The 12,069-nt window shown below is 73.7% G+C and carries 14 protein-coding genes; 3 read left to right on the forward strand and 11 right to left on the reverse strand.

Annotation, left to right across the window (positions count from 1 at the left end; genetic code table 11):
* Position 1: 1 nt before the first annotated feature.
* The 3 genes from HBH26_RS00265 to HBH26_RS00275 are packed head-to-tail and all read right to left on the reverse strand — an operon-like array spanning position 2 to position 2,812.
* Positions 2-910, reverse strand: a complete 909-nt coding sequence (locus HBH26_RS00265) for a tyrosine recombinase (protein WP_168133026.1) — start codon at positions 908-910, stop codon at positions 2-4.
* A gap of 14 nt (positions 911-924) precedes the next feature.
* Positions 925-2,694, reverse strand: coding sequence for a hypothetical protein (locus HBH26_RS00270; protein ID WP_168132562.1), 1,770 nt, complete (start codon positions 2,692-2,694; stop codon positions 925-927).
* A complete protein-coding gene (locus HBH26_RS00275) occupies positions 2,675-2,812 on the reverse strand; it encodes a hypothetical protein (protein WP_168132563.1) in 138 nt (45 codons plus the stop codon). The genes HBH26_RS00270 and HBH26_RS00275 overlap by 20 nt, the downstream gene beginning before the upstream one ends.
* A gap of 76 nt (positions 2,813-2,888) precedes the next feature.
* On the opposite strand from HBH26_RS00275, the gene HBH26_RS00280 reads away from it, so the two are divergent.
* Both HBH26_RS00280 and aroB read left to right on the forward strand, forming a co-directional pair.
* The gene (locus HBH26_RS00280) at positions 2,889-3,440 is read left to right on the forward strand and encodes a shikimate kinase (RefSeq protein ID WP_168132564.1); all 552 of its coding nucleotides are present in this window, start codon (positions 2,889-2,891) and stop codon (positions 3,438-3,440) included.
* Entirely contained in the window at positions 3,437-4,534 is a 1,098-nt protein-coding gene (gene aroB, locus HBH26_RS00285) for a 3-dehydroquinate synthase (RefSeq protein WP_168132565.1), read from the forward strand. The genes HBH26_RS00280 and aroB overlap by 4 nt, the downstream gene beginning before the upstream one ends.
* Before the next feature lie 317 nt (positions 4,535-4,851).
* Here aroB and HBH26_RS00290 read toward each other — a convergent pair whose 3' ends face one another.
* The 8 genes from HBH26_RS00290 to HBH26_RS00325 all read right to left on the reverse strand — a co-directional run bounded on the left by HBH26_RS00290 (position 4,852) and on the right by HBH26_RS00325 (position 11,296).
* A complete protein-coding gene (locus HBH26_RS00290) occupies positions 4,852-5,472 on the reverse strand; it encodes a F0F1 ATP synthase subunit B family protein (RefSeq protein ID WP_420824971.1) in 621 nt (206 codons plus the stop codon).
* A gap of 4 nt (positions 5,473-5,476) precedes the next feature.
* Complete coding sequence (locus tag HBH26_RS00295) at positions 5,477-5,971, reverse strand: F0F1 ATP synthase subunit B family protein (RefSeq protein ID WP_168132567.1); 495 nt, start codon at positions 5,969-5,971, stop codon at positions 5,477-5,479.
* 52 nt (positions 5,972-6,023) lie between these two features.
* Entirely contained in the window at positions 6,024-6,251 is a 228-nt protein-coding gene (locus HBH26_RS00300) for a F0F1 ATP synthase subunit C (protein WP_168132568.1), read from the reverse strand.
* A 40-nt stretch (positions 6,252-6,291) separates the two neighbouring features.
* Positions 6,292-7,074, reverse strand: coding sequence for a F0F1 ATP synthase subunit A (locus tag HBH26_RS00305; protein WP_338057192.1), 783 nt, complete (start codon positions 7,072-7,074; stop codon positions 6,292-6,294).
* A 34-nt stretch (positions 7,075-7,108) separates the two neighbouring features.
* Positions 7,109-7,423: an AtpZ/AtpI family protein gene (locus tag HBH26_RS00310; protein ID WP_168132569.1), complete on the reverse strand. Its 315-nt coding sequence runs from the start codon at positions 7,421-7,423 to the stop codon at positions 7,109-7,111.
* A 182-nt stretch (positions 7,424-7,605) separates the two neighbouring features.
* Positions 7,606-7,977 carry a YdbL family probable chaperone protein gene (locus HBH26_RS00315; protein ID WP_168132570.1) on the reverse strand — a complete coding sequence of 124 codons (372 nt, stop codon included), beginning with the start codon at positions 7,975-7,977 and terminating at the stop codon, positions 7,606-7,608.
* Positions 7,978-7,979: 2 nt separating this feature from the next.
* A complete protein-coding gene (locus HBH26_RS00320; protein WP_168132571.1) occupies positions 7,980-8,186 on the reverse strand; it encodes a YnbE family lipoprotein in 207 nt (68 codons plus the stop codon).
* Positions 8,183-11,296, reverse strand: coding sequence for an intermembrane phospholipid transport YdbH family protein (locus HBH26_RS00325; RefSeq protein ID WP_168132572.1), 3,114 nt, complete (start codon positions 11,294-11,296; stop codon positions 8,183-8,185). The genes HBH26_RS00320 and HBH26_RS00325 overlap by 4 nt, the downstream gene beginning before the upstream one ends.
* A 76-nt stretch (positions 11,297-11,372) precedes the next feature.
* On the opposite strand from HBH26_RS00325, the gene radC reads away from it, so the two are divergent.
* A complete protein-coding gene (gene radC / locus HBH26_RS00330; protein WP_168132573.1) occupies positions 11,373-12,053 on the forward strand; it encodes a RadC family protein in 681 nt (226 codons plus the stop codon).
* Positions 12,054-12,069 lie beyond the last annotated feature (16 nt).

Below are 12,069 nucleotides of genomic sequence, written 5' to 3' on the forward strand. Positions count from 1 at the left end.
ACTAGGCCGGGTGCGCGGGGGCGTCAACGCGCGCGTCCGTCCGCTCCGCCGCCAGCGCCTCGTCGAGCGGGTGCCGCTCGTTCACCAGCGCGACCAGCCGGGCGGCGTCGACGTGGGTGTAGATCTGCGTGGTGGCGATGTCGGCGTGGCCCAGCATCGTCTGCAGCGCGCGCAGATCCGCCCCGCCCTCCAGCAGGTGGGTGGCGAAGGCGTGGCGCAGGACGTGCGGGCTGATCCGGTCGGGTGCGATCCCCGCGTCGGCGGCGAGCGCGCGCACGATCTGGAACAGGCGGACGCGCGACAGGTGCCCGGTGCCCGACGGGAACAGGAAGGCGCGGTCGGCGGCGACGTGCGCGCGCCACGCGGCCACCGCGGCGCGCGCGCGGTCGGAGACGGGCACCAGCCGCTCGCGCCCGCCCTTCCCCTTCAGGATCACGAACGGCCGGTCCGGATGGATGGCGTTGCGCGGCAGCGACACCAGCTCGCTGGCGCGCAGCCCCGAGCCGTAGAGCAGCTCCACCAGCGCGGCGTTGCGCCAGTCGGCGGGGAGCGGGTGCTCCAGCCGCACCGCGATGGCGGCGAACAGGCGGTCGACGTCGGCGTGGCCCAGCGTCCGCGGCAGCGGGCGCGCCGCTGCAGGGCGCGGCAGGGCGGACGAGGGATCGTCGGCACGGTCGCCCTCGTCGACGAGGAAGCCGAAGAAGCGGCGAAGCGCCGCGGCCTTGCGCGCCACGGTGGCGCGGGCGAGATCGCGCCACTCCTCCGCCAGGCGTTGCAGCGCCGCGTCGTCGGCGCGCGCGAGCCCGCCGCCCAGCGCGGCGGAGGCCAGCGACAGGTCGCGGCGATAGGCCGCGATCGTGTTGGCCGCCGCCCCCGCCTCCGCCGCCATCATCTCGAGGAAGCGGTCCATCGCGGCGGCGTCGCTCACGATCGCGCGATCGCCTCGGCGGCGATCATTCGCGCCTCGCCCTCCAGCCCCACGGCACGCAGCGCGGCGACGATGCGATAGAGGTGCTCGGCCGGCACGCCGCTCCAGTCGCCGGTCTGCATGCCCACCGCGGCCAGCAGGATCACCATGCCCCCCTGCCGGTCGCGCGCGGCGCGATCGATCGCGCGGGTCCACGGCGTTTCCGCGCCGATCCGCACGTCCAGCGCGGCCGCGGCCTGCTCGACCTGCCCGGTGGACAGGCGGCCGAGCCCGGCGAGACCGGCGAGGAACAGCCGCCGCCTGCGATCCGCCGTGGGCCCCTGCGGCGCGTAATCGTCGAACGCGGCGGCGCGCCCGCCGGCGTCGGGATCGGCCAGCGTCAGCATCGCCCACGCGTCGCCGCCCGCCGGCACCACGCCGCGCCAGCGCTGCGCCGACCGGTCCAGCCCCGCGGCGAGCATCGAGGCGACCAGCCGGTCCGCCTCCGCCGTCTCCGCCGCGGGGGTCAGCCGTGCGGCGGCGCGCGCGGTGAGCACCAGGCGGGCGTAGCGCGCCGCCGGCGTCGCCGCGGCGCTCCACAACTGACGCATCGCGGCGAGCCGCGCGGCGCGATCGCCGGCGACATAGGCGTCGCGCAGCGTCTCCGCGTCGGCCGTCACCGTGCGCGGCGCGGCGTCGTCGTCGGCCACCGCGGCGTAGAGATCGACCAACGCCACGTTGGAGAGGACGCCCATCGCTGCGGCGCGCTCGGCCGGGGCGGCGCGTTCGGCCAGCGGGATCGCCGCCGCCAGTGCGCGCCAGCCCGCCACCTGCGGGCCGACGGTGGCGTACAATTCGTCGGGCACCGCCACGCCCGTGGCCGTGGCCAGCCCGAAGCGCCACGCCGTCAGCTGCGTGACCGGACCCCATTCGATCGTGATCGCCTGCCGGCTGTTCAGCCCCGCGCCCATCACCTTCTGCGCCAGCTGCAGGTCGATGCCGCTGGCGATGCGGCGACGGCGGATGGCGGCGACCAGCGGCTGGCTGCGCGCGCCCGTGCCCAGCGTGGCGCACATCGCGCGCGCGACCACCCAGCCGCGCTCGCTGTCGCCCGCCCCCTCCGCCAGCGGGCAGAGGCCCGCGGGATCGGCGGTGGCGAGCGAGGCCTGCATCCACACCTGGCGCAGCTTGGGCGTCATTCGGTCCGTGTCCACGCCCTGCACCACCGCGCGCGCGGCGACCGATTCGCCCATGCGCAGCAGCAGCCACGCGCGCTCCGCCGCGAAATCGGCGCCGTTGACGCCCGCGGGCGTCTCCACCTGTGCGACCAGCAGCCGGCGCAGCAGGATCGACGTCCAGCGCGAGGGCAGCGGAGCCGACAGCCGCCGCATCAGCAGCTCGATCGAGCGTCCGTCCGCCGCGCCGAAGGCATCCACGGGCAGCGCGGTCTGCGCCACGCCCACGCGCGTCAGCGAGCGGCGGGCGAAGGCGGGCAGCTGATACGGACTGGCGGTGGAGGTGGGCGACGGCGACGGCGACGGGCTGGCGGAAACGGCCGGCGACGGCGACGGCACCGGCAGCGGCTGCACGAAGCCGCCGCCGGGCACCGGCGCGGGCACGGCCGCACCCGTCGGCGACGGCGCGGGCGCCGGCGCGGGATCGCCGAACCCGGGCGGCAGCAGCGATTCGGGCCGGTCCTGCGCGACCGCGGCGGCACCGACGGCCAGCGCCGCGGCGCCCAGGATACCGGCGCGGTAGCGCGACGCCCTAGCTCGCGAGGTTGCCAAGCTCGACCGCCTTCTCGACCCGCGTCGTCGGCTGCTCGGACGCGCGGCCCGACAGGAAGAAGAGCAGGCCGGCGACCAGCGCCAGCACCACCACCACCGCGACGATCAAGCGAGTCATTCCAGCACCTCGGCCACGCATCACCAAACGGGGCCGTGTTGCCGACGCCCGAGCGGGCTGTATAGCCGCAGACGCGATGTTGCAAAGCCCGCCGATCCCGCTGGACCCGCCACCCGTCTATCGCGGGCAGCCGATCGTGCTGGTCGGCCTGATGGGCGCGGGCAAGTCCACCGTGGGCCGACGGCTGGCGGGGCGGCTGGGCCTCCCCTTCGTCGATGCCGACATCGAGATCGAGCGCGCGGCGGGGATGACCATCGCCGACATCTTCTCGCGCTTCGGCGAACCCTATTTCCGCGATGGAGAGCGCCGCGTGATCCAGCGGCTGATCGACGGCCGGCCCAAGGTGATCGCGACCGGGGGCGGCGCCTTCGTGAACGACGCCACCCGCGCGCTGATCCTGTCCGAGGCGCTGGCGATCTGGCTGGACGCGCCCGTCGAGGTGCTGGCCGAGCGGGTGCGGCGACGCGACACGCGCCCGCTGCTGCGCGGCAAGGACCCGCTGGCCGTGCTGCGCGAACTGGCCGCGGTGCGCAACCCGCTCTACGCGCTGGCGCCGATCCGCGTCCCCAGCGCGAACGCCCCGCACGACACGACGGTGCGCGCGATCATGGAGGTCCTGAAGAGATGACGACCGTCAGCGTGGCGCTGGGCGAGCGCAGCTACGACGTGCGGATCGAGCCGGGGCTGCTCGCGCGCGCGGGCGAGGCGATCGCGCCGCTGGCGGGCACGCGCCCCGTGGTGATCGTCGCCGACGCCAACGTCGCCGCGCATCGCGCCACGCTGGAGGCGTCGCTTCGCGCGGTGGGTATCGCCACCCACGCGATCGAGGTGGCGCCGGGCGAGGCGTCGAAGAGCTGGGCGACGCTGGAGCGCGTGGTCGACGCGCTGCTGGCGCTGGGGGTGGAGCGCGGCGACCATGTGGTGGCGCTGGGCGGCGGAGTGGTCGGCGACCTGGTCGGCTTCGCCACCGCCATCATGAAGCGCGGCTGCGGCTTCGTGCAGGTTCCGACGACATTGCTGGCGCAGGTCGATTCGTCGGTGGGCGGCAAGACCGGGATCAACGCGCGCGCGGGCAAGAACCTGGTCGGCGCGTTCCACCAGCCGCGACTGGTGCTGATCGATCCCGACGTGCTGGACACCCTGCCGCTGCGGCAGGTGCGCGCCGGCTATGCCGAGGTGGTGAAATACGGGCTGATCGACGATCCGGCCTTCTTCGCCTGGTGCGAGGCGAACGGTGCGGCGCTGCTGGCAGGCGACGGCGCGGCGCGGACCCACGCCATCGCGCACGCGGTCGCGGCGAAGGCGCGGATCGTGGCGGCGGACGAGTTCGAGACGAACGGCACCCGCGCGCTGCTGAACCTGGGCCACACCTTCGGCCACGCGCTGGAGGCGGAGGCGGGCTTCTCCGACCGGCTGCTGCACGGCGAGGCGGTGGCGGCGGGCTGCGGCCTGGCCTTCGCCTATTCGGCCGCGACCGGACGATGCGCGCCCGAGGAGGCCGCGCGCGTGGCGGCGTTATGGCGGGCGAGCGGGCTGCCCGACGGACTGGCGGCGAGCGGGGTGCAGGCGACGCCGGCGCGGCTGGTCGAGCACATGCGCCACGACAAGAAGGGCAGCGGGGGGCGGATCCCGTTCCTGCTGGCGCACGGAATCGGGCGGACGTACCTCGACCGTACCGTGCCGCTGGAGGATGTGGAGCGGTTCCTGGCGACGGCGCGGTAGCGGCGGCGGGCGGGTAGCCCTGATGTGCGTCCGGATCGGCGAACGCTTGCCGGTCGATGACCTGCCTTCCCGGCGAAAGCAGATCGCCGACCGGGGCCTTCCTCGTCATGCCGGGCTTGTCCCCGCATCCACCGCCCCGCCAACCCACAGGCGTTTGCGCGCGTAGCCTGGCGGACCCCGGCGCAGGGCCGGGGTGACGAGCGACCGATCGCGTAGCCTCCGACGATCGCGGAGGTCGCGCGAGAGCCGGGCGCCAGAAAAGGAAAGGGCGGCCCCTTTCGGAACCGCCCCGTCGATCTTCAACCGGAAGCGCCGGCTCAGTGCGGGCGGCCGATCCCCGCGATCGCCTTGTCCACCAGCGCGCGGTCGGCGGTCACGTCGTGGCGCTGGGCGATCAGCGACGCGGCGGCGGCGGCGGCGGCCTGGGCGGTCTTCGTGCGGACCTCGGCGAGCGCCGAGCGCTCCGCGGCGGCGATCTTGTCCTCCGCCATCTTCGCGCGGCGCGCGACCAGCGCGTCGGCGTCGGCCGTGGCCTGCGCCACGATCGCGTCCGCCTCGACAGAGGCGTGGCGCGTCATCTCCGCCGCGTCGGCCTCCGCCGCGGCGATCTTGCGCGCATATTCGTCGCGCAACGCCTCGGCCTCGGCACGGAGCGACCGGGCGTCGTCCAGCTGCTTGCGGATGTCGGCGATCTGGCGGTCGAGCCCGGCGGTGATCGCCTTGATGCCACCCTTCGCCACGACGATGGCGAGGAAGACGATCATCGCGATCGACACCCACACGGTGCCGTTCAGCCCGAGCACGGACGGGTCGGCGTGATGCTCCCCGCCCTCCGCCGCGGTGGTGGCGAGCGCCTCGCCCCCCTCGTGCGGCATGCCCTCGAGATGGTCGGCCTCGGCCAGGTTCGCCGCCACGGTGCCCGCAGTGGTCAGGATCAGGAGATCAGCCATGGGTCACCGCCGCCTTCACCGCGCCGCACGCGTCGTCGATCGAAACCTCGACCCCGGCCACGCGCTGCACGATCGCCTGCGCCGCCTCTGCGGCGACGGCCTCGATCTCGGTGCCGGCGCGGGTCGCGGCGTCGCGGATGCGCGCCTCGCCCTCCGCCACCTGCGCCGATTGCGCGGCATTGGCGGCGGCGAGCTTCTCCTCCGTCGCCCGGGCGGCACGCTGGCGGGCGTCGGCGACCACGGCCTGCGCCTTCTCGCGCGCGGCGAGATCGCGCTGGCGCCACTGCTCCTCCGCCTGGTCGGCGGCGTCGCGCGCGGCGCTGGCGGCGGCGAGATCGCCGGCGATGGAGCGGTCGCGACCGTCGATCGTGGCCTGCACCTTGGGCAGCATGCCGCGCCCGACGATGAGGAACACCGCACCGAAGGTGACGACCAGCCAGAAGATCTGCGACGCCCAGGTGGCGGCGAGCTGGGAAATCTGAGGCATGTCTATCCTCGTCGGGCGGGCCGCCGAGCGGCCCGCCCGTCAGGTCGGTGTGTTACGCGACGAAGATCAGGATCATCGCGACGACGAACGCCAGCAGGCCGAGAAGCTCGGCAGCGGCGAAGCCGATGAACAGGCGGCCCTGCTGGCCGTCGGCCGCGCCGGGATTGCGCAGCGCGCCTTCGAGGAACGAGCCGAAGACGTTGCCCACGCCGATGGCGGCCATGCCGGCACCGATGGCAGCGAGACCGGCACCGACGAGCTTGGCGGCGGTAGGATCCATAACAAACACTCCAATCAAGTAACGATGGTTGAACGAAAACTCAGTGCAGGTTGACCGCGTCGTTGATGTACAGCGAGGTCAAGAGCGCGAACACATAGGCCTGGATGCCCGCGACCAGCAGCTCCAGCGCGGAAATGCCGATCATGAGGAGGAAGCTGGGCCCGCCCACCAGCACGCCGGTGGCGATCCCCGCGTTGCCGGCGTTGATGACGAAGCCCGCCAGCACCTTCAGCAGCACGTGCCCCGCGGTCATCGCGACGAACAGCCGCAGGCCCAGCGAGAACGGGCGCACCATGAACGAGACCAGCTCGATCACCGGGATCAGCCACATCAGCCACAAGGGCGTGCCGTGCGGCACGAACAGGCTGAAGAAGTGGAGGCCGTGGCGCCAGAAGCCGACGATCAGCACGATCGAGAAGCTCATGATCGCCAGCACGCCGGTGATGGTGAAGTGGCTGGTGAAGGTGAAGGGATGGATGCCGACGACGCCCAGCGGCAGCAGGCCGAGGATGTTGGCGAACAGGATGAACATGAACAGCGAGAAGACGTAGGGAACGTAGCGCTTGCCCTCCGGCCCGACGTTCGCCGACAGCATGTTGTCGATGAAGCGCGTCGCGCTCTCGACCATCATCTGCCCGCGCGCGGGTACCAGCGCGCCCTTCAGCCCCATCGACATGAAGGCGACCAGGGCGACCACGGCCAGCACCATCCAGGCGGCCGAGTTGGTGAAGGCGATCTGGTGCCCGCCCAACGCGAAGCCGTCCCAAATCGTCTGCACCTCGAACTGGTGCATCGGGTCGATCTTGCCGCCGCCTGCCGCCACTTGCTCGCGTCCCTCTAGAACGAAGCCTCCCAAGTCACTTGGGAGGCTGGGAAATCCGGATAATATTCCTGAACGCGACGATGATCCCGAGGAACAGCATCACGAGCAGGCCCCAGGGCGACGTGCCCGCGAACCGGTCGATCACCCAACCGATCAGCGCGCCGCCGATCATTCCCCCCAGCAGCTCGGCCAGGACGCGGTTGCCGAGCCGGTAGCCGGCATCGGTTCCCGCCTTTCCCGCGCCGGTGCGCTGCGCCTCGTCGTGCTGCGCGTCGCGAAGCCGCTGGTCGAGCGACTGGAGACGCGCATCCTCGCCGAGGGGGTCTGGTCCGGGTTCGTTCCCTGCCACGTCCGCGCGTCTCCCCGTCGTTTTCGGGCAGGCGTTCGTCAGGCCAGGTGGCGAGCCCGCCAAGGCGCCGCCCGGTTAGCCGGGGGGTGGGGGGGTGTCAACCGTAGCGAACCGGGGCAGCCCGCTTCCCCCCACCCGGCTGCGCCGGGCAGGCCGCTCGCTCTCCCGCCGCGACAGGAAGGTCAGACGCAGCGCGAGTCGCGCGTCGGCGCGCCGGCGCCGCGGGTCTGCCAGCTGCCGTCGGGCGTGCGATACTTCTCGCCCGCCCGGGTCTGCTGGATCAGGTTGCAGCCGGTGGTGAAGGCGAACTGGTCGATGGCCACCCCCTGCGCCTGCGCGGAGCGGGTGTAGGCGGCCTTGCGCTGGATGTTGATCGCGTTGACCAGCGCGCGCACGTCCGCCCCGCCCGACACGACGCCGAGATACCCGTCGGGCTGTTCGCCCACCTGCCCCGCGGCGCGCGCGGCGGCATAGGCCGGGTCGCGCTGCGCGAGCGCGGGCGCCGCGACGAGCAGCGCGGCGAGCGAGACTGATGCGGCAATCCTGGCAGTCATGTTCAGAAGATCCCCGGGTTCTGCTTGATGAGCGATTTCGCCTCGCCATCCAGCCGATAGACCACTTCCTGCGTCACGTTGATGTTCAACTGGATCACGATCGGCTTGTCCGGTGCCGAGATGTTCACGCACCCCCCCGCCTGCAAGAGGGCAGCGGCGCCGAGCGCGATCATGATCCTTCGTCCCTTCGACACGTCCGTTTCGCTCATGGCACGTTCTCGCTTGCTTTTGGCTGAATGGCGGTGCGGCGCTCCTGCTCCTCCAGCAACTGCTGGAGGTTGCGCTCCACCAGCCGCTGGGGATCGTAGAAGCTGGCGGCCGAATCGATCAGGCCGCGGAACGGCGCGCGGATGCGGATGTCGAAGCGGATCGGCAGCCGCGTCAGCCGGCGCAGGATGATGTTGCTCTTCGCCCCCTGCCCCTGTCGCACGCCGGCGATGCCGACCTCCGTCACCATCTCGCCCGCCAGCGGGCCGTTCATGCTGACGTCGAGGCTGCGATAGCTGAGCGAGCGCAGCGCCTGGAACGCGAAATCGCCCCAGAAGCCGAGCTGCTTTTCCGTGAGCTCGCCGAGGTAGGCGACGCTGCCCCCGCCCGCGCGCGCGACCAGCCGCCCGCCCTCCACGCGGCCGCCGGCCTGGTCGAACACCATCGGCAGCACGCCGTCGAAGGTGCCGGTGGCGTTCAGATTGTCGAAGTCGAACTGCTGCAGGAACTGCCCGGCCTGCATCCCGTCGACGCGGAAGGTGAGCCGCCGCGCGCTGTCCTGCGCGAAGTCCAGCGTGGTCGGATCCAGCGTCAGCGTGCCGCCGGCGAACGGCCAGCGCCCGCTCTCCACCTTCACGCGCGGGCCGGGCAGCACCTGATAGACGATGCGCCCGTCGGTCACCTCCACCCCGGTGTTGATCGAGGCGACGGTGGCGACCTGCCCCGGTGCGCTCTCCAGCGCGAGCAGGTCGGTGAAGCGGATCGTGCCCGACAGGCCGGTGACGGGGCCGAAGGCGGCGGCGAGGTCGGTGCCCTCCGTCGCGAACGTGCCGGTGGAGGTGACGCCGCGCGCGTCCCACTCGATCCGCCCCTCCCCCGTCACCTCGCCCTTCACGTCGGCGATGACGCCGAAGGTAAGCGGGGTGAGCCGGTCGGGCTGGAGCGCGTCGCCGAAGACGAGGCCAGGAACGGCGATGGTCGCCCCGCCGCTGCCGCTCGCCAGCCGGTGGCCGATCGCGACGCGGGCGACGTCGATGCCGCTCACCGGCTCCACCAGCCGCGCGGTCGCGCCGATCCGACCGTCGGCGAGGCCGACGACCGCGTCGCGCGCGGAGAGCGGGTTGAAGCGCGGCTGCGCCGCCGCGTCGGTGACGGTCAGGTCGCCGAGCAGCGCGAGCCTGCCGCCGGCGAACTCCCACCGGCCGGTCGCGTCCGACAGCAGCAGCGGCACGTTGCCGATCTGCCCCGCGCCGCCCGTGATCGTGCCGGCGAGCCCCTCCGCCGTCACCGCGCCGTCGAGGCGCGCGAGATCGAGCCGGGTGACCGCGCCGGGCCGGCCGAGGCGCGCCTGAAGGTCCGCGACGGTGAAGCCGCGCCCCGCCAGCGCGACGGTGGCGCCGCTCGCCGCCAGCGTCACCGGCGTGTCGCCGAGCCGCCCCGACAATCGCGGCGCCGCGATGCGGGCGCCGCCGCGCACGCCGTCGCCGATCTCGACCAGCGCGGCACCGGTGGGACAGGCGGTCAGCCGCGCCGAGTCGAGCGACAGGCCGGACAGCGAGAGCGAGCGGAAGGCAATCGGCGTGCAGGCGGGATTGGCGGCGATCCGTCCGCCCTGCCCGCGCACGTCCAGCGGCACGACGAGCCGGTCTATCCGCCCGCCCGCCAACGGACCGGTGAGCGTCGCCACGGTGTCGACGCGCCACCCGCGGTCGCGCGCGGTGATCTCGACCGGCGCCAGCGCGAGCGCGGCGCCTTCGGCGGCATAGGGGGCGACGCGCGCCGTTGCCCGCAGCGGGCTGTCGAACGCCGGCCGGGACAGGTCGATGGCCGCGCTCGGCAGTCCGCCCCCGGCGATCGACACGCGGCCCGCACCGGCGACACCGGCCGCGCTCGCCATCATGATCGTCCCGCGCAGCGTGGCGCGCGCACCGCTGCGCGCGGCAAGCGTCGCGTCGGCGGCGGCGACGCGCCAGCCGTCCCGCGCGACATCGGCATCGACGTCGGCGCGGCCGGACAAGTTCGCCGCGGCGCGCCTCAGCGCGGTCGACGCGCGGCGGACGAGCGGATCGACCGGGCTGCCCGCCGCCGCATCTTCCCACCGTGGCAGCAGCGCGCGCACGTCCGCCCCGGCGGCCGCGACGCTGCCGGCGTAGCGGATGCCGGCTTCGCCGCGAGTCAGCCGTCCGTCGAGAGTCGCGCTCCCGGCGCTCGCCCCCGCCACGGTCGCTTCTCGCGCGGTGAGGCGCAGCGTCGCCGCTCGCGGATCGGCGATCGCGACCATCCCTTCCACCGCGGTCGCTCGAAGCCCGGCATAGGCGACGGCACCGGTCGACACGCGCGTGCGCAGCGTCGATGCCGGCCAGCGGCCGAGCGCCAGCCGCGCGCTGGCATCGAGCCGAGGAGCAGCCACGCGCGTGCCGGCGCAGGCGAGCGTCGCCGCGCGGAGCGGGCCGTCGAAGGCGAGGCCGTAGCCCCCTTTCCCGTCCGCGCCGATGGAGCGCAGCGCGCCCGACGCGGCGATGCGCGACGCGGCACAGTCGCGCGTGCCCAGCCGCTCCGCCGCGAGCGCGACCGATCCGGCAAACCCGCGGTCGAGCCGCCCTGCTCCGGCCAGGCTGACCCCGGCCACGCCGTAGGGTGTCTCCACGCGCAGCCGAGCGTCGGCAAGCGAGAGGTCTATGGCGGGCAAGGTGAAGCCGCCGCCCGTGGAGGCGGGCAGCAGGCGGTCGATCGCACCGAGCCGCAGGCGCCCGTCACGCCAGCGCGCCCGCGCGCGCACCGATCCGGCGCGCACCGCGACGAGGCGGGGACCGTCGAGGCCGAAGTCGGTCACTGTCTCCACCCAGTCGGCGACGAGATCCGGATCGCGCGGATCGCCCAGCACCACGCCCGTCAGCCGCTGGCGACCGAAGCCGAGGTCGGCGATGCGGTAGCGCGCGGGAACGCCGCGCCTCGCCAGCTCGCGATCGATGACTCCGGTGGCGATCGGCACGCGCGAGAGCCAGGCGACGCCGCCCGCGGCCAGTGCCAGCACCGAGACCGACACGGCGACGCGGCGGGCGGGGCGGCGGCGCGGCTTTCCCGCGTGATCGTCTGCGCTGGCGCCGCTCATTCCGGCACGGTCATAGGCGGCAGGGGGCGCGGGAGGCAATTGCGTCTCGCGGGCCGCAGGCGATAGCCTGTGCGCGATGGCCGACACCGACCCCACCGATCCCGCCGGGCACCGCGCCCGGCTGCGCACCCGCCTGCTCGGCGACGCGGCGGGGCTGCACGACCACGAACTGGTCGAGTATCTGCTGACGCTGTCGATCCGGCGGCAGGACACGAAGGCGCTGGCCAAGACGCTCCTGCACCGCTTCGGCGGGCTGCCCGCGCTGCTGACCGCGGACCCGGCGCTGCTGGCGCAGGCGGGACTGGGCGAGACAACGGTGGCGGCGATCAAGATTGCGCATGCCGCCGCGATCCGGCTGGTCGCGACGCAGGCGCGCGAAGCGCCGGTGCTGGGCAACTGGCAGGCGCTGGCCGACTATCTCCACGCCACGCTGGCGCACGAGCCGGTGGAGGAGTTCCACGTCCTGCACCTCAACACGCGCAACATGCTGGTGCGCGACGAGCGGATGAGCCGCGGCACGATCGACGAGGCGGCGGTGCACGTGCGCGAAGTGGTGCGCCGCGCGCTCGACCTCGGCTCCGCCGCGCTGATCCTGGTGCACAACCACCCGTCCGGCGACCCGACCCCCAGCCGCGCCGACATCGACATCACGCGGGCGATCGTCGCCGCGGGCAAGCCGCTGAACATCAGCGTGCACGACCATGTCATCGTCGGGCGCGCCGGCCAGGTCAGCCTGCGTGCCAAGGGGCTGCTGTAAGGCGCACGACGAAACG

The sequence above is a fragment of the Sphingomonas corticis genome, from assembly GCF_012035195.1.
GTDB lineage: Bacteria > Pseudomonadota > Alphaproteobacteria > Sphingomonadales > Sphingomonadaceae > Sphingomonas > Sphingomonas corticis.

Excerpts from the sequence above, each read along its gene's own strand:
- HBH26_RS00265 (WP_168133026.1), bottom strand. The coding sequence starts at position 910 with ATGGACCGCTTCCTCGAGATGATGGCGGCGGAGGCGGGGGCGGCGGCC.
- HBH26_RS00275 (WP_168132563.1), bottom strand. The coding sequence starts at position 2,812 with ATGACTCGCTTGATCGTCGCGGTGGTGGTGGTGCTGGCGCTGGTCGCC.
- HBH26_RS00280 (WP_168132564.1), top strand. The coding sequence starts at position 2,889 with ATGTTGCAAAGCCCGCCGATCCCGCTGGACCCGCCACCCGTCTATCGC.
- aroB (WP_168132565.1), top strand. The coding sequence starts at position 3,437 with ATGACGACCGTCAGCGTGGCGCTGGGCGAGCGCAGCTACGACGTGCGG.
- HBH26_RS00295 (WP_168132567.1), bottom strand. The coding sequence starts at position 5,971 with ATGCCTCAGATTTCCCAGCTCGCCGCCACCTGGGCGTCGCAGATCTTC.
- HBH26_RS00300 (WP_168132568.1), bottom strand. The coding sequence starts at position 6,251 with ATGGATCCTACCGCCGCCAAGCTCGTCGGTGCCGGTCTCGCTGCCATC.
- HBH26_RS00315 (WP_168132570.1), bottom strand. The coding sequence starts at position 7,977 with ATGACTGCCAGGATTGCCGCATCAGTCTCGCTCGCCGCGCTGCTCGTC.
- HBH26_RS00320 (WP_168132571.1), bottom strand. The coding sequence starts at position 8,186 with ATGAGCGAAACGGACGTGTCGAAGGGACGAAGGATCATGATCGCGCTC.
- HBH26_RS00325 (WP_168132572.1), bottom strand. The coding sequence starts at position 11,296 with ATGAGCGGCGCCAGCGCAGACGATCACGCGGGAAAGCCGCGCCGCCGC.
- radC (WP_168132573.1), top strand. The coding sequence starts at position 11,373 with ATGGCCGACACCGACCCCACCGATCCCGCCGGGCACCGCGCCCGGCTG.